22 protein-coding genes are annotated in these 18,909 nt (G+C 66.9%); 7 read left to right on the top strand and 15 right to left on the bottom strand.

Going from position 1 to position 18,909, the window contains the following annotated elements; all coding sequences use genetic code 11:
• Window positions 1-18: 18 nt before the first annotated feature.
• The 3 genes from BTO20_RS23170 to BTO20_RS23180 are packed head-to-tail and all read right to left on the bottom strand — an operon-like array spanning window position 19 to window position 2,332.
• Window positions 19-1,002 (bottom strand): ABC transporter substrate-binding protein, encoded by a 984-nt coding sequence (locus BTO20_RS23170; RefSeq protein ID WP_087078449.1) that lies wholly within the window; start codon window positions 1,000-1,002, stop codon window positions 19-21.
• A gap of 54 nt (window positions 1,003-1,056) precedes the next feature.
• The gene (locus tag BTO20_RS23175) at window positions 1,057-1,344 is read right to left on the bottom strand and encodes a hypothetical protein (RefSeq protein WP_087078450.1); all 288 of its coding nucleotides are present in this window, start codon (window positions 1,342-1,344) and stop codon (window positions 1,057-1,059) included.
• Window positions 1,337-2,332, bottom strand: coding sequence for an LLM class flavin-dependent oxidoreductase (locus tag BTO20_RS23180; protein ID WP_232490831.1), 996 nt, complete (start codon window positions 2,330-2,332; stop codon window positions 1,337-1,339). Before BTO20_RS23180 ends, BTO20_RS23175 begins: the two co-directional genes overlap by 8 nt.
• Window positions 2,333-2,444: 112 nt before the next feature.
• Between BTO20_RS23180 and BTO20_RS23185 the strand changes: the two genes are divergently transcribed.
• Window positions 2,445-3,023: an SRPBCC family protein gene (locus tag BTO20_RS23185; RefSeq protein ID WP_087078451.1), complete on the top strand. Its 579-nt coding sequence runs from the start codon at window positions 2,445-2,447 to the stop codon at window positions 3,021-3,023.
• Window positions 3,024-3,033: 10 nt separating this feature from the next.
• Here the strand turns inward: BTO20_RS23185 and BTO20_RS23190 are convergent, their stop codons facing one another.
• The 5 genes from BTO20_RS23190 to BTO20_RS23210 form a co-directional block, all read right to left on the bottom strand.
• On the bottom strand, window positions 3,034-3,492 hold the full coding sequence (locus BTO20_RS23190) for a RidA family protein (protein WP_087078452.1): 459 nt from the start codon (window positions 3,490-3,492) through the stop codon (window positions 3,034-3,036).
• Window positions 3,489-4,226, bottom strand: a complete 738-nt coding sequence (locus BTO20_RS23195) for a GntR family transcriptional regulator (protein ID WP_087078453.1) — start codon at window positions 4,224-4,226, stop codon at window positions 3,489-3,491. Before BTO20_RS23195 ends, BTO20_RS23190 begins: the two co-directional genes overlap by 4 nt.
• A 104-nt stretch (window positions 4,227-4,330) precedes the next feature.
• On the bottom strand, window positions 4,331-5,104 hold the full coding sequence (locus BTO20_RS23200; RefSeq protein ID WP_064943719.1) for an HAD-IIA family hydrolase: 774 nt from the start codon (window positions 5,102-5,104) through the stop codon (window positions 4,331-4,333).
• An 88-nt stretch (window positions 5,105-5,192) separates the two neighbouring features.
• On the bottom strand, window positions 5,193-6,578 hold the full coding sequence (locus BTO20_RS23205; RefSeq protein WP_087078455.1) for an aspartate aminotransferase family protein: 1,386 nt from the start codon (window positions 6,576-6,578) through the stop codon (window positions 5,193-5,195).
• A 113-nt stretch (window positions 6,579-6,691) separates the two neighbouring features.
• Window positions 6,692-8,194, bottom strand: a complete 1,503-nt coding sequence (locus BTO20_RS23210) for a CoA-acylating methylmalonate-semialdehyde dehydrogenase (RefSeq protein ID WP_087078456.1) — start codon at window positions 8,192-8,194, stop codon at window positions 6,692-6,694.
• A 113-nt stretch (window positions 8,195-8,307) separates the two neighbouring features.
• Here BTO20_RS23210 and BTO20_RS23215 point away from each other — a divergent pair, with 113 nt between their 5' ends.
• The 5 genes from BTO20_RS23215 (at window position 8,308) to BTO20_RS23235 (ending at window position 13,798) form a co-directional block, all read left to right on the top strand.
• Window positions 8,308-9,903 carry a PucR family transcriptional regulator gene (locus BTO20_RS23215; RefSeq protein WP_087078457.1) on the top strand — a complete coding sequence of 532 codons (1,596 nt, stop codon included), beginning with the start codon at window positions 8,308-8,310 and terminating at the stop codon, window positions 9,901-9,903.
• 63 nt (window positions 9,904-9,966) lie between these two features.
• On the top strand, window positions 9,967-11,169 hold the full coding sequence (locus BTO20_RS23220; protein WP_087078458.1) for a serine hydrolase domain-containing protein: 1,203 nt from the start codon (window positions 9,967-9,969) through the stop codon (window positions 11,167-11,169).
• Window positions 11,170-11,214: 45 nt separating this feature from the next.
• Window positions 11,215-11,601, top strand: a complete 387-nt coding sequence (locus BTO20_RS23225) for a DUF2237 family protein (protein ID WP_087078459.1) — start codon at window positions 11,215-11,217, stop codon at window positions 11,599-11,601.
• Window positions 11,598-13,070 (top strand): protein adenylyltransferase SelO, encoded by a 1,473-nt coding sequence (locus BTO20_RS23230; RefSeq protein WP_087078460.1) that lies wholly within the window; start codon window positions 11,598-11,600, stop codon window positions 13,068-13,070. Before BTO20_RS23225 ends, BTO20_RS23230 begins: the two co-directional genes overlap by 4 nt.
• Before the next feature lie 23 nt (window positions 13,071-13,093).
• Complete coding sequence (locus tag BTO20_RS23235) at window positions 13,094-13,798, top strand: dienelactone hydrolase family protein (RefSeq protein WP_087078461.1); 705 nt, start codon at window positions 13,094-13,096, stop codon at window positions 13,796-13,798.
• A 7-nt stretch (window positions 13,799-13,805) separates the two neighbouring features.
• Here BTO20_RS23235 and BTO20_RS23240 read toward each other — a convergent pair whose 3' ends face one another.
• Genes BTO20_RS23240 through rplS form a run of 4 tightly spaced genes read right to left on the bottom strand, consistent with a single transcriptional unit; the run spans window position 13,806 to window position 16,140 of the window.
• Complete coding sequence (locus BTO20_RS23240; RefSeq protein WP_018600763.1) at window positions 13,806-14,111, bottom strand: DUF2469 domain-containing protein; 306 nt, start codon at window positions 14,109-14,111, stop codon at window positions 13,806-13,808.
• 34 nt (window positions 14,112-14,145) lie between these two features.
• On the bottom strand, window positions 14,146-14,865 hold the full coding sequence (locus tag BTO20_RS23245) for a ribonuclease HII (protein ID WP_232491260.1): 720 nt from the start codon (window positions 14,863-14,865) through the stop codon (window positions 14,146-14,148).
• Between the two features lie 23 nt (window positions 14,866-14,888).
• Window positions 14,889-15,752 carry a signal peptidase I gene (gene lepB / locus BTO20_RS23250; RefSeq protein WP_198344031.1) on the bottom strand — a complete coding sequence of 288 codons (864 nt, stop codon included), beginning with the start codon at window positions 15,750-15,752 and terminating at the stop codon, window positions 14,889-14,891.
• 46 nt (window positions 15,753-15,798) lie between these two features.
• Window positions 15,799-16,140, bottom strand: coding sequence for a 50S ribosomal protein L19 (gene rplS, locus BTO20_RS23255; protein WP_029372100.1), 342 nt, complete (start codon window positions 16,138-16,140; stop codon window positions 15,799-15,801).
• 363 nt (window positions 16,141-16,503) lie between these two features.
• Here rplS and BTO20_RS23260 point away from each other — a divergent pair, with 363 nt between their 5' ends.
• On the top strand, window positions 16,504-17,433 hold the full coding sequence (locus BTO20_RS23260) for a serine hydrolase (RefSeq protein WP_087078462.1): 930 nt from the start codon (window positions 16,504-16,506) through the stop codon (window positions 17,431-17,433).
• 7 nt (window positions 17,434-17,440) lie between these two features.
• On the opposite strand, the gene trmD is transcribed toward BTO20_RS23260, so the two are convergent.
• The 3 genes from trmD to BTO20_RS23275 are packed head-to-tail and all read right to left on the bottom strand — an operon-like array spanning window position 17,441 to window position 18,907.
• Window positions 17,441-18,118, bottom strand: coding sequence for a tRNA (guanosine(37)-N1)-methyltransferase TrmD (trmD, locus tag BTO20_RS23265; protein WP_087078463.1), 678 nt, complete (start codon window positions 18,116-18,118; stop codon window positions 17,441-17,443).
• A gap of 12 nt (window positions 18,119-18,130) precedes the next feature.
• A complete protein-coding gene (gene rimM, locus BTO20_RS23270) occupies window positions 18,131-18,652 on the bottom strand; it encodes a ribosome maturation factor RimM (protein ID WP_087078464.1) in 522 nt (173 codons plus the stop codon).
• Between the two features lie 12 nt (window positions 18,653-18,664).
• Window positions 18,665-18,907: an RNA-binding protein gene (locus BTO20_RS23275; protein ID WP_003881089.1), complete on the bottom strand. Its 243-nt coding sequence runs from the start codon at window positions 18,905-18,907 to the stop codon at window positions 18,665-18,667.
• Window positions 18,908-18,909: the final 2 nt, after the last annotated feature.

Here is an 18,909-nt window from a genome sequence, read left to right on the forward strand (position 1 = left end):
CTAGCTGGCTGTCCTGGCTCAGAATTTCGCCCGCGCGGCGTCGGGCAGGTATTGCTGGTCGAGCGTCGCGGCCCAGTCGATGGGCTCGGAGATCTGGCCGGCCCCCACCATCAACTCCGACAGGTTCGTCAGCCCTGCGGTGTCGACCTTCAGCGTGTATCCCTTGGCGAGATCGGGGTTGGCGGCGAACGCCGACTTCATCACCGCGGGGCTGACGCCGACGTGCGGTGCGATGGTCGCAGCGGCCTCGTCCGGGTTGGCCACCAGCCATTCGTTGAGTCGGTTGACGACGGTGAAGAAGTCACGGATGTTCTCCGGGTTCCGCTCGGCGTAGTCGGTGTTCACCGCCACCAGGTCGGCGGGCAGGTCGCCGACCACATCGCGCGAATTCACCAGTACCTCAGCGTGATCCGAGGCCTGCTTGTCTGCGATGAACGGCTGCATGGCCCACCCCGCGGTGATCTGACCGGCCTTGGCCGCGGTCCAGTTGTCGCCCATCGGGCCGACCGCCTGCGACTTGACGTTGAGTTTGCGCTCCAGGCCCTTGACGACGAGTTCGGTCGAGGATCCCGCCGAGCTGAAACCGAGAGTGGCGTTCTCGAGTTTGCGTCCGGGCGGGGAGATCCACGAGAAGTCGTTGATCTGAAACCAGGGTGCAACTACCTTGAGCTTCGAATTCGGTTGCTGTGCAGCGAGAATCACTGAACTGTTACCCGCGATGGCCATGTCCGCATCGCCGCTCGTGACGACGCGCAGCGTGTTCCCGCCGCCGCCCCCGGAATAGAGATCGACGTTGAGGCCCTGCTCCTTGAACCAACCCTTGTCGATGCCGACCTGCAGGATCGCCATGAACGGCAAGCTGTCGACGCCCGTCGCCGAGATGCTCAACGCGTCCGTGCCGCCACCGGCCGGACCGGCGGATTCATCGGCGCACGCCGTCATCCCGACGACGACGGCGACCGCAGTACACGCAGCGGCAAAGACTTTGGGAAACCAGGGCATCCGACACAACCTCCGGGCGTTGAATATTGGATACACTATACGAATTACTGTGATCTAGGTCAATGTTTTCGAGCGGCGGGGCGTCCCGAGAACTCCCGACAACAGGCCGGCCAGTTCGAGCCCCACCGCCACTCCCATGAGAGCCGCGGCCGCCGTGTATCGAGAACCGCCGGCCGCTCCCGGTGCGCCGGACACCGCGACGGAAAGACCAGGCGACGACTGCTGCGCACCCATTTGCACGCCGTCGGCGGGCGTGAGGGCCCGCTTCAACGCAGGCGGCGCGCCGGGCACCGCGCTTCCCGGCGCCGGATACGCTTGCGCAGCGCGGGCCGTGTCAGACATGGCCGCCCACGATCTCGGCAAATGTGCGGATCGTGGGAGCCCGGCTCTCGCCCGGCCGCACGAACGGCACGATCGACACCTGGTCGACACCGAGCGCCTCGATCTCCTTGAGCCGCTGGGCGCATTCGTCCGGCGTTCCGGCCAGTGCGAACAGATCCACCAACTCGTCGGGTACCAGATCTGCGTGCGACGCTTCGGTGTTCATGTGCTGGTAGTAATCGTAGGACTCCCGGATCCGGTCGATCGCCTGCTCCAGCGACGGCTCGACCTTTGCGGGCAACGGTCGGATCGCGACCCGAGATACGTGCGCGCGCACCAGATCCCGAGCCTTCGTGCGATCTTCGTCGATCGCTGTGGGGGTCCACAGCACGATGTGAATGTCGTCGAGCGTGCGACCGCTCTCGGCAGCACCCGCCTCGATGGCCGCGAGGGCCGCCTCGATGAAGCGCGGGGCGGTACCGACAAGGACGATCACGCCGTCGGCGATGCGCCCGGACATCCGCAGGATCTTCGGTGCGGATGCGGCGATATAGATCGGTATGTTCATCGGCTCGGTCACGTAGTTCAGGTGGTATTCGGCGCCGCTGGTCGGCTCCACCACCTTCTCACCTTTGAAGAGCGCACGGAGGTCGAGGATCGACTGCTCCAGCTCGGTGAGCTTGAGCGGCTTGAGGCCCATGGTCCGCAATGAGGAATCGCCGGTCCCGATCCCCAGCGCCACGCGGCCACCGGTGAACTCGGCGAGCGTCGCCCAGGTGGATGCGAGCAGGGACGGATGGCGGGTTACCGCGTTCGTCACGCCGGTGCCGAACACGATGCGTTCCGTGCCGACGGCCGCGGCCCCCATGACGGTCGACGATTCACGCCAGATGTTCTGCGAGTCACCGAACCACACGTTGTCGTAGCCGAGCGATTCGCTCAGCTTGACGTACTCGCACATGGCGCCCACCGGCTCGGTCGGGAACAAACCGACCCCTTTACTCAGCACTATCGACCTCCTGGGCCCGTGTTGGATATCGTATCCAATCGTAGGGGTGCGGTTCAGGTCACACAACTCCAAATGAGTGATCGGATCGGTCGAGAAGAGGACAGGAAACGTCATGCAACTGGTCAACGAGTTCTCCGTCGATGCGCCGCTCGATGCGGCGTGGGCAGTGCTGACCGACATTCCGCGTGTTGTCGAATGCATACCCGGCGCTGAACTCGAAGGCCACGAGGGTGACGACTACCGGGCACGGGTCGCGGTCAAGGTCGGACCGGTGGGGCTCACGCTGGCGGGCACGGCGACCGTCGTCGATCGCGACGACACCGCCCATCACATGGTGGTACGTGGCACGGCGCGAGATCGCAAAGGTAACGGCTCGGCTGAGGCGACCGTCACGATGTCGGCCCGCGACAGCGGCGGCCGAGCTGCGGTCACGGTGCGGACCGACCTCGAACTCGGCGGCCGCATCGCCCAGTTCGGCAGTGGCGTCATCAGCCAGGTCGGCAACCGCATCATCGGCCAGTTCGTCCGCAGGCTCAACGCGTTGATGGCACCGGCTGACGAACCGGTACCCGCGGACCGGCACGTTCAGCGGCCCACATACGAAAACGACTGGCTGGCAATTGCATTGACAGCTCTGGCCGGAGTTGCGCTGGGGTTGGCCATCGGGCGCACCGCCGAGCGACTGGCCTGATCCAGACCCGCTAGCCCACGGCCGCTACGAGTTCCAACTCCACGCAGGCACCGCCGGGCAGCGACGCCACCCCGATCGCTGTGCGGGCGTGCGCGCCGCAGTCCTCACCGAACACGTCGACCAGCAGCTCGGAGGCACCGTCGATCACCGCCGGATGCCCGTCGAAATCGGGCCTTGCCCGGACGTAACCGCGAAGGTGCACGAGCGCCGTCACCGCCTGCAACCCGACCGCCGCATCGATCGCCGCGATCAGATTCAGTGCTGCGAAGCGGGCCTGCACCCGAGCTTGTTCGGCCGTGACGTCGTCCCCCACGACACCCACAGCACCGGGATCCCCGGGCCGCCGCGCGGTCGAACCCGAGATCCACAGTTGGTCTCCGCAGCGTCGGCTCGGAAAATACGCCCCTTTGGGTTTCGGCGCCGACGGAATCTCAAAACCCAACGCCACGAGGCGGTCCCGCGGGCTCACGCGCCCGCTTCGGAATCCTCGCGACCGAACACGGTGTGCAGGTGATCGATCGCGTGCAGGCGGTGTTCGTGGTTCAGCTTGACCACCCGCTCGACGTCGCGAGCCGCCATCGCATCCACCAGGAGCACGTGTTCACTGTTGACCTTGGCCAGATCCATGAGGTGGGCGTACAGCGGCCGATACGCGTCGGCGGTGTTCCAGAGCTGGGTCACGATGCGCTTGGTGCGCGCCATCCCGCTGGCCTCGAACGTCAGAAAGTGGAACTGCCGGTTGGCCAGGCCCACGGCGATCAGGTCGCCTGCCGCCGCGGCCTGCTCCATCTCGGTCATCTGCTCGCGCATCTGCGCAACGACCTCGTCGGTCACGGCAGGCATGGCATCGCGGATGAGCTCGGCTTCGAGGATGTCGCGCAGCCGGAAAACCTCGACCAGTTCATCGAGGCCGAGCTTGGCCACCCGGTATCCGCTGTGCGGCACGTAGGTGATGTACTCCTCGGCCTCAAGGGTTTTGAGCGCTTCGCGGATCGGGATGCGCGACATGCCGAACTGCTCGGCGAGGCTTTCCTGCACGATCCAGCTCCCGGGCGCGAGCTTGCCGCTCGTGATGTCCCGACGGAGCACCTCCGCAACGGCCTGCTGCGCAGTCTTGGGTCTGACAAAGTCCGATCGCGGCCCCTTGCCGCCCTTGGCGGTTACGTCAGAGGCCGTGCGCGAAGTGGCTGTTCGGGGTGGCATCGGGTCTCGCTTTCGCTGATATTGGATACTCTATGCGATCACCCGTTTGTGGGGCCATCCCCGCCCGGCGTTTCGCGCCGTCGGCCGCCTGAAACCCCTGACGTTCAGATCAGCTCGATCGCCTGGGCGATCGACGGCAGTACACGGCTGGGGCGGAACGGGTAGCGCTGGATGTCGTCGACCTGGGTGGAACCGGTCAACACGAGGATCGTGTCGAGCCCGGCCTCGATACCGGCCACCACGTCGGTGTCCATCCGGTCCCCCACCATCACGGTGTTCTCCGAATGCGCCTCGATCCGGTTGAGCGCGCTACGGAACATCATCGGGTTCGGCTTGCCGACGAAATACGGTTCGCGGCCGGTTGCTTTGGTGATCATGGCGGCCACCGACCCGGTCGCCGGCAGCGGACCCTCCGCCGACGGCCCGGTGACGTCCGGGTTGGTGGCGATGAACCGGGCGCCGCCGATGATCAGCCGGATCGCCTTGGTGATCGCTTCGAACGAATAGGTGCGGGTCTCGCCCAGCACGACGAAGTCCGGCGCGGTGTCGGTGAGGGTGTAGCCGACCTCGTGCAGCGCGGTGGTGAGCCCGGCCTCGCCGATGACGTAGGCCGACCCGCCGGGCAGCTGACCGTCGAGGAACGCCGCGGTGGCCAGCGCCGAGGTCCAGATGGCAGGCTCCGGCACCGACAAGCCCGAACGCAGCAACCGGGCCGCCAGATCCCGCGGCGTGAAGATCGAATTGTTGGTCAGGACCAGAAACGGCCGTTCCTTGTCCACCAACGTCTGCAGGAACTCCGCGGCTCCGGGAATTGCGGAGTCCTCGTGAACGAGGACTCCGTCCATATCTGTCAACCAGCACTGGGCATGTGAACGCACGGGGTTCAGTCTGCCAAGTCGGCCACCGATTCACAGCATGACGATGCCCGGCCGCGTCACACGTACGGCCGGGCATCGGTGGGGAAAATTAGCGCGCGTGTTCGTCGGCGACGTCGAATGCCTTGTCCAGGATTGCCAGCCCCTCGCGCACCTCATCGGCCGTGACGTTGCACGGCGGCACGACGTGGATCCGGTTGAAGTTGGCGAACGGCAGCAGGCCATTGGCCTTGCACGCTGCGATCACCGCGTTCATCGCCGGGCTGGAACCGCCGTACGCGGCCAGCGGTTCGCGGGTCTGCTGGTCGGCGACGAGCTCGACGGCCCAGAACACCCCGGCACCACGCACCTCACCGATGCTGCGATGCTTGGCGGCCAGCTCGGCCAGGCCCGGTGCGATCACCTCGGCGCCGATGCGGGCCGCATTGTCGACCATGCCTTCCTCCTCCATCGCGTTGATGGTGGCGACGGCGGCCGCGGTGGCCAGCGGATGACCCGAGTAGGTCAGCCCGCCCGGGTAGGCCCGGTGAGCGAAGGTCTCGGCGATGGCCGGGCTGATCGCGACACCACCGAGCGGGACGTAGCCGGAGTTGACGCCCTTGGCGAAGGTCAGCAGGTCCGGCACGACGTCGAAGTGGTTGACCGAGAACCACTTTCCGCTGCGCCCAAACCCCGCCATCACCTCGTCGGCGATGTACATGATGCCGTAGCGGTCGCAGATCTCGCGCACGCCGGCGATGTAGCCCGGCGGCGGGATCATGATGCCCGCGGTACCCGGGATGGATTCCAGCACGATCGCGGCGATGGTCGACGGACCCTCCATGCGGATGGTCTCCTCGAGGTGTTCCAGCGCGCGCTGGGACTCCTCGGCCTCGGTGGTGGCGTGGAAGCGCGAGCGGTAGAGGAACGGCCCGAAGAAGTGCACGATGCCGGCGTTGCCGTGGTCGTTGGGCCAGCGGCGCGGGTCACCGGTCATGTTGATCGCGGTCTCGGTGCCACCGTGGTAGGAGCGGTACCGGGTGAGCACCTTGTACCGGCCGGTGTGCAACCGGGCCATGCGCACCGCGTGCTCGATGGCATCGGCGCCGCCGTTGGTGAAGAAGATCTTGTCCAGCTCGCCCGGAGTGCGCTCGGCGATCAGCCGCGCTGCCTCCGAACGCGCGTCGTTGGCGTACTGCGGAGCCACGGTGCACAGCTTGGCTGCCTGATCAGCAATGGCCGCAACCACTTTGGGGTGCTGATGACCGATGTTGGTGTTGACCAGCTGGCAGGAGAAATCCAGCAGCCGGTTGCCTTCACCGTCCCAGACATACGATCCCTGCGAAGCGGTGATCGTCATCGGGGAGATCTCGGCCTGCGCGGACCAGGAATGGAACACGTGCGCACGGTCGAGCTCGTAGGTACGCGCCGCCTCGGCGCGGGCCGCCTCCACGGTCAATCCGTTGGGCAGCAGGGTGGACTCGTCGGTCAAAGTCATGGTCAAGTCTCTCACTTGTGCTCGCAGCAGCGGGGGTCGGTTGCCGTTCCTTTGGAGTTGCGTGGCCCATCCGGCGAGGGGCTTATCCGGATGGGCCACACAACAGTCCAGATTTACCCGTTCTGGGGGAAGCCCAGGTTGATGCCGCCGTGGCTGGGGTCGAGCCAGCGGGTGGTGATGGCCTTGGTGCGGGTGAAGAAGTGCACACCCTCGGTGCCGTGAGCGTGGCTGTCACCGAACAGCGAGGCCTTCCAGCCACCGAAGCTGAAGTACGCCATGGGAACCGGGATCGGCACGTTGATACCGACCATGCCCACCTCGACCTCGTTCTGGAAGCGCCGCGCAGCGCCGCCGTCGTTGGTGAAGATCGCGGTGCCGTTGCCGTAGGGGTTGCTGTTGATGAGTTCGAGTGCCTCGTCGTAGCTTTCGACGCGCACCACCGACAGGACCGGGCCGAAGATCTCGTCGGTGTAGACGCTCATCTCGGGGGTGACGTTGTCCAGCAGGGTCGGGCCCAGCCAGAACCCGGCTGGATCCCTATGGCCAGCCCCGTCCAGCACGGTACGACCGTCGACCACAACCTTGGCACCGGCGGCCTCGCCGGCATCGATGTAGGAGGCCACCTTGTCGCGGTGAGCCTTGGTGACCAGCGGACCCATGTCCGAATCCTTGGTGCCGTCACCGGTCTTGATGGTGGCGGTGCGCTCGGCGATCTTGGCGACCAGGTCGTCGGCGATCGGGCCGACCGCGACAGCCGCGGAGATGGCCATGCAGCGCTCGCCCGCCGAACCGAAACCGGCGTTGACCATGGCGTCGGCGGCCAGGTCCAGATCAGCGTCGGGCAGGATGACGGCGTGGTTCTTGGCTCCGCCGAGGGCCTGCACGCGCTTGCCCGCGGCAGTGGCGGTGGCGTACACGTACTGCGCGATCGGGGTCGAGCCGACGAACGAGACGGCCTTGATCTTGGGGTTGGTCAGCACCTCGTCGACCGCGGTCTTGTCACCTTGCAGGACGTTGAACACGCCCGCGGGCAGACCGGCTTCCTTCCACAGCTCGGCCATCCAGATCACGGCCGAGGGATCCTTCTCCGAAGGCTTGATGACCACGGTGTTGCCCGCGGCGATCGCGATGGGGAAGAACCACATCGGCACCATGGCCGGGAAGTTGAACGGCGAGATGATGCCGACCGCGCCCAGCGGCTGCAGAACCGAGTGCACATCGACCTTGGTCGAGGCGTTCTCGGTGTACCCACCCTTGAGCAGATGCGGGATGCCGCAAGCGAATTCGATGACCTCGATACCGCGGGAAACCTCACCGAGGGCATCGGAGAGCACCTTGCCGTGCTCGGAGGTGATGATGGCCGCCAACTCTTCCTTGCGGGCGTTGATCAGCTCGCGGAACGTGAACAGCACCTGCGTGCGCTTGGCCAGTGAGGTGTCCCGCCATGCCGGGAACGCCGCAGCAGCAGCGTCGATCACCGACTGCGCGTCCTCCACGCTGGCCAGCCGCAACTCACCGGTCACCTCACCGGTAGCCGGGTTGGTCACCGGCGACGTGGCCGTCGACGAACCGGCGAACGTCTCGTTGTTGCGCCAGTGCTGGATGACGTTGCTCATATGCGGGGACCTCCTCGGGGTTGGTTAACTCTGACTATTACTTTGCGGCATGCACCACCCGCCAGGGCCCGTCATTATGTATCCGGACAGAGCTGTCTTATTACAATCTGTAAATGATCCCGACCGTCCGCGACGTCGTCGACCTACCCGTCGTCCGCGCCGGCCTGCCCGAGGTGGTCAGCGCCGAGAACCTCGACCGCCCGGTGCGCTGGGTGCACGTCAGCGACATGCCCGATCTGTCCGGCCTGCTGCAGGGCGGCGAGCTGGTCCTCACCACGGGTTCGGCACTACGCGACGCCCCGCACGACTATCTCGACAGGATGGGGCGCGCCGGGGCCGTCGGCGTCGTGGTCGAACTGGGCACCCGGATCGAAGCGCTGCCCGAGGGCACCGGCGGCATCGCCGCGTCACTCGGGATGCCGCTGGTGGTGCTGCACCGCGAAACGAAATTCGTCGAGGTCACCGAGGCGGTGCACCGGCTCATCGTCGCCGACCAGTACGAGGAGCTCGCGTTCGCCCACCGGACCCATCAGACCTTCACCGACCTCAGCATGAAGCGCGCCTCGCTTGCCGACATCGTGCGCGCGGCCGCGGACATGGTCGACGAGTCGGTGGTGCTGGAGGACCTCTCCCACCAGGTGCTGGCCGTATCCCCTCGCCACGAGGCGGCCACCGTGGTGCTCGACAACTGGCAACGGCGATCGCGCGCAATGACCGAAACGTGGGCCACGACCACGGTCGGGCCCCGCGCCGAGGAGTGGGGCCGGCTCATCATCCCGCACCCACCGGCGGCACCGGCCCAGGCCAAGATGGTGCTCGAGCGCGCCGCCCAGGCGCTGGCCCTGCACCGGATGGCCGAACGCGGCCGCTCGGGGCTCGAACACCAGGCCCAGAGCGGTTTGATCGACGACGTCCTCGGCGGTCGCATCGACGACGACCGCGACGCCGACGCCCGTGCGATCGCACTGGGACTGCGGGCGGGCGGACCGTATCTGCCGGTCACCGTCCGGGTGGCCGCGCCGGCGGACCGCCTCGACCCGGTGGCCGTGCAGCGCCGCAACATCCGCATCCTCGACGCCGTCGCCCACAGCGTGAAATCCCAGGGCCACACCGCGATCTGTTCGGTCCGCCGTGACGGTGAGATCGGCCTGGTACTGGCCGTGGCTACCCGACGCGGCAGCACTGCCGATGCCGGCCTCACCCGGCTGGCCGAGGGCCTGCGCGAAACCATCGGCCGTGGCGGTGACACCGACAAAGTCGTCGTCGCTGTGGGTGGCAGCGCCAACGGGTTTGCCGACGCCGTGCACGGCCTGCGGGAATCCGCGCACGTCGCCGAGGTGGCGCTGTCGATGTCGAGAATGCAGCGACCGTTCGTCCGGGCCTCGGATGTCCGGCTGCGCGGACTGCTCGCCTTGCTGCAGGACGACCCGCGGGTGCAGACCTTCGCCGAGACCGAACTCAAGAATCTGCTCATCCGTGACGCCGATCACGGCGAGAACGACCTTGCCGTGTTGCGGGGTTATCTGGAACTGGCGGGCAACAAATCGGCGTTGGCCAAGCGGTTGCACATGAGCCGACCGGCCTTGTACAGCCGCCTGGCCGCCATCCAGAGGCGGCTCGACATGGACCTAGAGGACGGCGAGTCGATGACGTCGCTGCACGTGGCACTGTTAATCCTCGATGCTCAGCGCAGCGCCGAAGCACGCTGAGTTAGTGTCGTTCGAGGACATTGCTGGGCAACACCGGCACGGCATTGGGAGGCTGGAACACACATGCTGCTCGGCAACGAATCCGCTACTGAATCTGGCAACGTACCGGCGGAGCTGACGCTGCAGAACTGGCAGTCCGCCGAGCAGCTGCACTGGACCTTCCAGCACATCGCCGACTTCCTCCCGACGGCGGTGATCAGCCGCGGCGCCGGGCCGGTGGCCGACCTGCCTGCCGCCCCCGCAGACCTGTCGTCGATCCCGATGTACGACAGCACCAACGCGGTGCAGACGACCGTCGGTGAGGTGATGACCTCGACGGTGACCGACGGCTGGATCGTCACGCAGCGCGGGAAAGTGCTCGAGGAGCACTACTACAGCGGCATGACGCCCGACTCCAGCCACCTGCTGATGTCGGTCAGCAAGTCGATGGTCGGCATCGTCGCCGGCGCACTGACGGCCAGCGGTGCGCTCGATGTCGACGCACCCCTGACCAAATACGTTCCTGCCCTGGAACAGTCGGGCTATGCGGGCGCCACCGTGCGCAACCTGCTCGACATGCGTTCGGGCATCGCCTTTTCCGAGGCCTACCTGGACCCCATGGCCGAGGTACGGCTGCTCGAGCAAGCCATCGGCTGGGCCCCCCGCACCGTGCCCGAGCTGCCCTCGACCATGTACGACTTCCTACTGACCCTGCGGCAGAAGTCGGCCCACGGCGGCCCGTTCGAATACCGCTCGTGCGAAACCGATGTGCTCGGCTGGATCTGCGAGGCCGCCGGCGGCGTCAGGATGCCCGACCTCATGTCACAGCTGCTGTGGAGCAAGCTCGGCGCTCAGCAGGACGCCACCATCGGCGTCGACTCCGTCGGAACCGGGATGTTCGACGGCGGCATCAACGCATGCCTGCGGGATCTGGTGCGGTTCGGGTCGCTTTTCGTCAATGGCGGCACCTCGCTGACCGGAGAACGGGTGGTACCGCTGTCCTGGATCGCCGACACCTTCGCCGGCGGCATCGACTCGCGGTCCGCATTCGCCGCCAGCCCGGACGACAACCGCATGCCCGGCGGCATGTACCGCAACCAGTGCTGGTTCCCCGGGCCGGGTAACACCGTCCTGCTCTGCCTGGGTATCCACGGCCAGATGATCTACGTCAACCGCGCCGCGAACATCGTCGCCGCCAAGCTGTCGAGCTGGCCATACCCCCAGGACGCAGCCAAGCTGTTCCCCACCATCGCCGCGTTCAACGAGATCGCCGCACAGCTTTCCTGATCCCCACCGCCGCCGGAGACCGCTCCGACGGGCAATACTGGACTGATGGCTGATCGCAACGTGCTGGGCGGTCCGTTGGACGAATGCGGTACCGATCCCCTGACCGGCTTCTACCGCGACGGCTGCTGCTCGACCGGTGACGGCGACCTCGGCAGGCACACCATCTGCGCGGTGGTGACCTCCGAGTTCCTGGAACATCAGAAGGTGATCGGCAACGACCTGTCGACACCGGCACCACATTTCCGCTTCCCCGGGTTGATGCCCGGGGATCGCTGGTGTGTCACGGCGAGCAATTGGCTGCGCGCGCATCAGGACGGCTGCGCGGCTCCGGTCGTCCTGGCCGCCACCCATGAAAGCACCCTCGAGCTGGTGCCCCTCGACGTCCTGCAGCGCTACGCCGTCGATGTCCCCGACGATCTGGGCAGCCTGTGACGGGCGTGAAACCGGCTGTCGTGCTCGACAACCGGTTCGCCCGCGAGCTGCCCGAACTGGCCGTCGAGTGGCAGGCTGAAGCCGCGCCGTCCCCACGGCTGCTGGTGCTCAACGACGCGCTGGCCCTCGAACTGGACCTCGACCCGGCGTGGCTGCGCAGCCCGGACGGTGTCGGTCTGCTGCTGGGAACCGTGCTCCCCGACGGCGCGAAACCGGTGGCCCAGGCCTACGCCGGGCACCAGTTCGGCGGCTACGTGCCGCGGCTGGGCGACGGGCGCGCATTGCTGCTCGGCGAACTCGTCGACACCGGTGGGCAGCTGCGCGACCTGCACCTCAAAGGCTCAGGACGCACCCCGTTCGCGCGCGGGGGCGACGGCCTCGCCGTCGTCGGGCCGATGCTGCGTGAGTACATCGTCAGCGAGGCCATGCACGCCATGGGCATCCCGACCACGCGGTCGCTGGCCGTAACGGCAACCGGACGGGGCGTGCTGCGCGAAACCCCACAACCTGGCGCGGTGCTCGCCCGCGTGGCGGCCAGTCACCTGAGGGTGGGCAGCTTCCAGTACGCCGCCGCCTACGGACGGGCCACCGGGACCACCGATCTGCTGCGGCGCCTGGCCGACCATGCCATCGCCCGCCATCACCCCGGTGCCGCCACGGCCGACAATCCGTACCTGGCCTTGTTCGAGGCGGTCGTCACCGGACAGGCCGAACTGCTGGCCCGGTGGATGCTCGTCGGCTTCATCCACGGCGTGATGAACACCGACAACATGACCATCTCGGGGGAAACCATCGACTACGGACCGTGCGCCTTCATGGAGGCCTACGATCCGGCGACCGTGTTCAGCTCGATCGATCACGGCGGGCGCTACGCCTACGGCAACCAGCCGGCAGTGGCCGAATGGAACCTCGCCCGGTTCGCCGAAACCCTGCTGCCGTTGATCGACGAGGACAGCGAGCGCGCGGTGGCCTCGGCGACCGATGCCCTCGCCGGGTTCCGCACCCGGTTCCAGGAGGCCTGGTTGGCCGGAATGCGGGCCAAACTCGGCCTGCCCGAGGATGTTTCGCACGAGCAGGCCAGCGGCCTGGTCGAGGAGCTGCTCAAGCTCCTGCTGGCAGGCCGCGTCGACTACACGTCGTTCTTCCGTGACCTGGCGCAAGCCGCGCGCGGCGACGCCGGGCCGGTGCGCAACCTGTTCGCCGAACCCGAGGCGTTCGAGGACTGGCTGACGCGCTGGCGTGCGTTCGGCCCTGCGCCCGACACGATGGACCGCGTCAATCCCGTCTACATCCCCCGCAACCACCTGGTCGAGGAGGCTCTGGCCGCGGCGACCGGCGGTGAGCTGGAACCGCTCGACGACCTGCTGGAGGCGGTGTCCGCACCGTATGACGTGCGGCCCGGACTGCAGCGCTACGCCCAACCCGCACCGCCCGACTTCGGCGCCTACCGCACGTTCTGCGGGACCTGAACCGCGCGATTAGGTTGGCAAGGGTGACGACGATCAGTCTCGACACCCCCGACGGCCCCATCGACGCGCTGCTGGACACGCCGGAAGGCGACGGGCCATGGCCGGGTGTGGTGGTGGTTCACGATGCCATCGGCTACGCGCCTGACAACGAGTTGGTGTCCGAGCGGATCGCCGCAGCCGGCTACCTCGCGCTCACGCCGAACCTGTACGCCCGCGGCGGCCGGGCCCGGTGTGTCACGCGGGTGATGCGTGACCTGTTGAGCCAACGCGGTCGCGCGCTCGATGACATCCTGGCTGCCCGCGACCATCTGAAGTCCCTGCCGGAGTGCACCGGCACCGTCGGCATCGCCGGCTTCTGCATGGGCGGGCAATTCGCACTTGTCATGGGCCCCAAGGGTTTCGCCGCGTCGGCGCCGTTCTACGGCACTCCCCTGCCACGGCGGCTCGACGAGATCCTCGACGCGTCGTGCCCCATCGTCGCCAGCTTCGGGCGCCGCGACCCGCTCGGCATCGGCGCCCCGGCGCGGCTGCGCAAGATCGTCGACACGAAGAACATCACATCCGACATCAAGGTCTACCCCGACGCCGGTCACAGCTTCGCCAACCTGCTACCCGCCCAACCACTGCTGCGGGTCACCGGGTTCGGCTACAACGAAGCCGCCACCGCCGACGCCTGGACCCGGGTCTTCGCGTTCTTCGGCGAGCACCTGCACGCCGCTGCGCAGTGACGGCCGGTTACTCCGGCAGCCGCAGCTCGGGCTTCTCGACCTCTTCGATGTTCACGTCCTTGAAGGTGATGACCCGCACCTGCTTGACGAACCGCGCCGGCCGGTACATGTCCCACACCCACGCGTCAGCCAACCGCAATTCGAAGTACACCTCACCGTCGGCGTTGCGCGGCACCAGCTCGACACTGTTGGCCAGGTAGAACCGCCGCTCGGTCTCCACGACGTAGCTGAACTGCCCGACGATGTCCTTGTATTCGCGGTACAGCGAGAGCTCCATCTCGGTTTCGTACTTCTCGAGATCTTCGGCACTCATAAACTCTGCTGTCCTTCGTCTAGGTTGCGTTCCATCATTCCCCACCTGAGCCCATCACGTCGCACCGATCCCGCAACTGCAGGACTGGCCGCATTCCGACAGTCTCCGCGGCCCGCCGCACGTTCACATACGAGTAGCGGTGCTGCGCGCACGGCCCCAGCTTCGCCATCGCCGCGGTGTGCGCCGGCGTGCTGTAACCCTTGTGCTCGGCGAACCCGTAGCCCGGGTGCTCGCGTTCCATCTCCACCATCAACCGGTCGCGGCTGACCTTGGCCAGCACACTGGCCGCCGCTATACACGCTGCAGCAGCATCACCACCGATCACCGGAAGGGACGGCACGGCAAGACCGGGTACCCGGAATCCGTCGGACAACACGTAACCAGGCCGCACCGACAACCCGGCCACCGCGCGGCGCATGCCCTCGATGTTGGCCACATGGACGCCGCGGCGATCCACCTCGGTCGACGGGATCAACACCACGTGATAGGCCAGCGCATAGCGACGGATCAGCGGGAACAGCCGTTCGCGTTCCTTCTCCCCGAGCTTCTTGGAATCATCGAGGTCGGCCAGGCTCTCCAACCGGTTCGGGCCGAGCACACATGCCGCCACGACCAGCGGCCCCGCGCACGCTCCCCGGCCCACCTCATCGACACCGGCGACAGGGCCGAGCCCGTTGCGGTACAGCGCGGACTCCAGGGTCCGAAGGCCGGAGGCCTTCCGGATCACCGTTCGAGGCGGCCACGACATCTTCACCTCTTGAGGCACTGGGCCTGCGCCTATGAGTCGGTCTGCGGATTCACGCTGCTGACGCCGCCCCAGCGGCCCGGCGGCCAGGCGATGAATCGCGCCTTACCGATCACATTGTCCACCGGTACGGTGCCTGCCATCGGGTCCCCGGTGCAGTGCACACCGCGCTGCACGTCGGCGGGCACATTGGTGCAGTGGATCCGGGAATCGGCCGAATGGGTGCGGTTGTCGCCCATCACCCAGAGCCGGTCCTGCGGCACGGTGACGGGCCCGAACTCGTTGCCGAGGCACGGGTAGATCTGTGGGTCGGCATTCATCGTGGCGGGATCCAGGTACGGCTCGTTGAGTCGTTTGCCGTCGACCGTCAACCCGGTGTCGGCACGGCATTCGACCGTCTGACCGCCAACCGCGATCACGCGTTTGACGAGATCGTTCTCGTCGGGCGGGACGAAGCCGATGAACGACAGCGCGTTCTGCACCCACCGCACCGCGGTGTTGTCCGAGCGGATCGACTTGTACCCGATGTTCCACGACGGCGGACCCTTGAACACCACCACGTCGCCCGGGCTTGGCTTGGTGAACCGGTAGGTCACCTTGTCGACCATGATCCGGTCGCCGACGCAGCCGCTGCAGCCGTGCAGCGTGGGCTCCATCGACTCCGACGGGATCAGATAGGGCCGCGCGACGAACGTGAGCATCACGTAGTACAGGACGATCGCGATGGTCACCAGAATGGCGCCCTCACGCAGCGACGAACGCTTGCGTTTGGGCGCTTCTTCGGTGGCGTCTTCAGAGGCGGCGCCGGTATCCGGCTTGGACGTCTCGGAATCGGGGTTGACGATGTCTTCCGATGACGAGTCGGCAGAGTCGGCGGGTCCGGTCACGGCGTCCACAGTAGCGGCGTGTGCCGTCCGGACTTCGCCGGGCAGGGCAACGCGCTCAGCGCTTTTCCTTGATCTTCGCCTTCTTGCCGCGCAGCTCGCGCAGGTAGTACAGCTTGGCGCGACGCACGTCACCGCGGGTCACGACATCGATGTGATCGATGTTGGGCGAATGCACCGGGAAGGTCCGCTCGACGCCGACGCCGTAGCTTTCCTTACGCACGGTGAAGGTCTCGCGGATGCCGCCGCCCTGGCGACGGATCACGACACCCTTGAAGACCTGGATGCGCTCCTTGGAGCCCTCGATGACCTTCACGTGCACGTTGACGGTGTCGCCGGGGCTGAAGGTCGGGATGTCGTCGCGCAGCGACGCCTGATCGACGAAGTCCAGCGTGTTCATCGGTGACACTTCCTTGTTGTTAGCGGCTCCGGGCCGATGCGCGGACGCGCAGCCGAAGCTAGTTTTCGGGTGTATCGGGGCGTATCTGGCAGCGGCCGGGTAGCGATATCCAGCCCTGGGCTGCAGCAGACAACTGCTCAATTGTGCCAGACGAGCCCCGATCCAGTGAAATCCGGGCAGATCCGGCGGTTCGGCTGCGCTGCAAATCTTGCACAACCCCGGAAACGCGGTCACCGACAAGCTACGCGATTTCATCTGCAACCGGTTAGTCTGAACCGTCCGAAATGCGGTTGCTGACGACTGAGGCGCACGTGTCGCTCGCTTCCGATATCCGGATTCCAGCTACCGGGTCTAAGGAGAGGCATGCAACGGCGGCCGTCAAGGATGATGACCGTGACAGCAGCCGGCGTGATCGGGATGATCACCATCGCCGGCTGCGAAGCCAGGGTGTACGGAACACCGCCGCCGGTCCCCAATGCTCCGCAGTACACCGTGGTCGTGCCGCAGGGCACCGCCGCGCCGCTGCCTGACGCGCCCGCCGACGAGCCCGCAGCAACCTTCGACGGGCTGCAGAGCCGGGCCAGCCTGGCGACCTCGACCGCATCGAAGGCCGGGGCCGACATCACGGTGCTGGTGCTGGATCGCAGCACCGGCCAGCTGGTGTCGAACGGGAACTCGACGCCGATCCCCATCGCATCGGTGGCCAAGCTGTTCATCGCCGATGATCTGCTGCTGCAGGAGGCCAAGGGCCAGACCACGGTCACGGCCGACGACCGTCAGGCGCTCGACATCATGTTGCGGTCCTCCGATGACGGCGCCGCCGAGGACTTCTGGAACCGCAACGGCGGCAGCGCGATCATCACCCGGGTGACGGCACGCTACGGTCTGAAGTCCACCTCGACGCCCTACGACGGGCACTGGTGGAACACCATGAGCACCGCCGACGATCTGGCGCGTTACTACGACCTGCTGATGAACGGCGGCGGCGGGCTGCCCCAGGAGCAGGCGAACATCATCCTGGCCAACCTCGCCCAGTCCACCGCGAACGGAATCGACGGCTACCCACAACGTTTCGGCATCCCCGACGGGCTGTACGCCGAGCCGGTCGCGGTCAAGCAGGGCTGGATGTGCTGCTGGAACGGCGGCAACTGGATGCATCTGTCCACCGGGGTGATCGGCGCCGACCGTCGTTTCGTCATGGTCATCGGCTCGATGCAACCCACCGACGACGCCACTGCCCGCAAGACCATCACCGATGCGGTCAAGACGATGTTCCCCGGCGGGCGGATCTGACGCAGGCTCAGTCGAGCAGATCCGGGCGACGTTCCCGGGTGCGCTGCAACGCCTGTTCCCGGCGCCAGGCGGCCACCTTGGCATGATCGCCCGACAGCAGCACAGCGGGCACGTCCAGATCCCGCCAGCTCGGTGGACGGGTGTAACTGGGCCCTTCGAGCAGCCCGTCTGAATGCGAATCCTGTTGGTGTGAAGCAGGATTGCCCAGCACCTCGGGCATCAGGCGGACCACCGCCTCGATCATCACCAGCGCTGCCGACTCGCCGCCGGTGAGCACGTAATCGCCGATCGACACCTCTTCGACCCGCATGCGCCGGGCCGCGTCGTCGGCCACCCGCTGATCGATGCCCTCATATCGGCCACACGCGAACACCAGGTGCCGTTCGGTGCTCCACCGCTCGGCCGTCGCCTGGTTGAACAGCCGGCCCGCCGGGGTGGGGACCACCAGAAGCGTGTCCTCAGTGCATATTTCGTCGAGTGCCTGTCCCCAGACCGGGGCTTTCATGACCATGCCCGGGCCCCCGCCGTACGGGGAATCGTCGACCGACCGGTGCACGTCGTGGGTCCACGCCCGCAGATCGTGCACGGCCAGCGTGACGATGCCGGCGTCGATGGCCTTGCCCGGCAACGACTGCCGGATCGGATCCAGGTATGCCGGAAAGATGGTGACGACGTCAATGCGCACGGCGTCGCTCCGTCAGGCCAAGTCGAGCAGGCCGTCGGGCGGGTCGATGACGATCGTCGCGTCCTCCCGGGAGACCGAGGTGACGATGGCGCTGACGAACGGCACCAGCACCTCGCGCCCGTCGGCGTCGGCCTTCACCGCGAGCAACTCCCCCGCCGCGGTGTGCAGCACCTCCGAGACCTTGCCGACGGGCGTGCCGTCGGCGCACACCATCCGCAGCCCTTCGAGCTCATGGTCGTAGAACTCGTCGGGATCGTCGATGGCGGGCAGCTCGGCGGCGTCGACCACGAAGATGGTGCCGCGCAGTTCATCTGCGGCGTTGCGGTCGGCGACGCCGGCCAGCCGAACGAGCAGTCGACCGCCGTGCTCGCGCACCGACTCGACCGTGAAGGGACGTTCGGCACCGCCCTTGGCCCGGCCCCGCAGTGTGACACCAGGGCTGAAGCGGGCGTCCGGGTCATCAGTGCGCACCTCGACGACGACCTCGCCGGTGATCCCGTGCGCCTTGACGACCCGTCCGACAACCAGATCCATATGGAGCCGACGCTACTGGTCGGTGTCCACCACGTCGACGCGGATCCCGCGCCCACCGATGCCGGCGACCAGGGTGCGCAGCGCGGTGGCCGTACGGCCACCGCGGCCGATGACCTTACCCAGGTCGTCCGGATGGACGTGCACCTCGACGGTGCGTCCGCGGCGGCTGGTCACCATGTCGACCCGCACGTCGTCGGGGTTGTCCACGATGCCGCGCACCAGGTGCTCGACGGCGTCGACCACGACAGAACTCACTT

Source organism: Mycobacterium dioxanotrophicus, from assembly GCF_002157835.1.
GTDB classification, from domain to species: domain Bacteria; phylum Actinomycetota; class Actinomycetes; order Mycobacteriales; family Mycobacteriaceae; genus Mycobacterium; species Mycobacterium dioxanotrophicus.

Excerpts from the sequence above, each read along its gene's own strand:
- BTO20_RS23170 (WP_087078449.1), bottom strand. The coding sequence starts at position 1,002 with ATGCCCTGGTTTCCCAAAGTCTTTGCCGCTGCGTGTACTGCGGTCGCC.
- BTO20_RS23175 (WP_087078450.1), bottom strand. The coding sequence starts at position 1,344 with ATGTCTGACACGGCCCGCGCTGCGCAAGCGTATCCGGCGCCGGGAAGC.
- BTO20_RS23185 (WP_087078451.1), top strand. The coding sequence starts at position 2,445 with ATGCAACTGGTCAACGAGTTCTCCGTCGATGCGCCGCTCGATGCGGCG.
- BTO20_RS23195 (WP_087078453.1), bottom strand. The coding sequence starts at position 4,226 with ATGCCACCCCGAACAGCCACTTCGCGCACGGCCTCTGACGTAACCGCC.
- BTO20_RS23205 (WP_087078455.1), bottom strand. The coding sequence starts at position 6,578 with ATGACTTTGACCGACGAGTCCACCCTGCTGCCCAACGGATTGACCGTG.
- BTO20_RS23210 (WP_087078456.1), bottom strand. The coding sequence starts at position 8,194 with ATGAGCAACGTCATCCAGCACTGGCGCAACAACGAGACGTTCGCCGGT.
- BTO20_RS23215 (WP_087078457.1), top strand. The coding sequence starts at position 8,308 with ATGATCCCGACCGTCCGCGACGTCGTCGACCTACCCGTCGTCCGCGCC.
- BTO20_RS23220 (WP_087078458.1), top strand. The coding sequence starts at position 9,967 with ATGCTGCTCGGCAACGAATCCGCTACTGAATCTGGCAACGTACCGGCG.
- BTO20_RS23225 (WP_087078459.1), top strand. The coding sequence starts at position 11,215 with ATGGCTGATCGCAACGTGCTGGGCGGTCCGTTGGACGAATGCGGTACC.
- BTO20_RS23240 (WP_018600763.1), bottom strand. The coding sequence starts at position 14,111 with ATGAGTGCCGAAGATCTCGAGAAGTACGAAACCGAGATGGAGCTCTCG.
- rplS (WP_029372100.1), bottom strand. The coding sequence starts at position 16,140 with ATGAACACGCTGGACTTCGTCGATCAGGCGTCGCTGCGCGACGACATC.
- BTO20_RS23260 (WP_087078462.1), top strand. The coding sequence starts at position 16,504 with ATGCAACGGCGGCCGTCAAGGATGATGACCGTGACAGCAGCCGGCGTG.
- rimM (WP_087078464.1), bottom strand. The coding sequence starts at position 18,652 with ATGGATCTGGTTGTCGGACGGGTCGTCAAGGCGCACGGGATCACCGGC.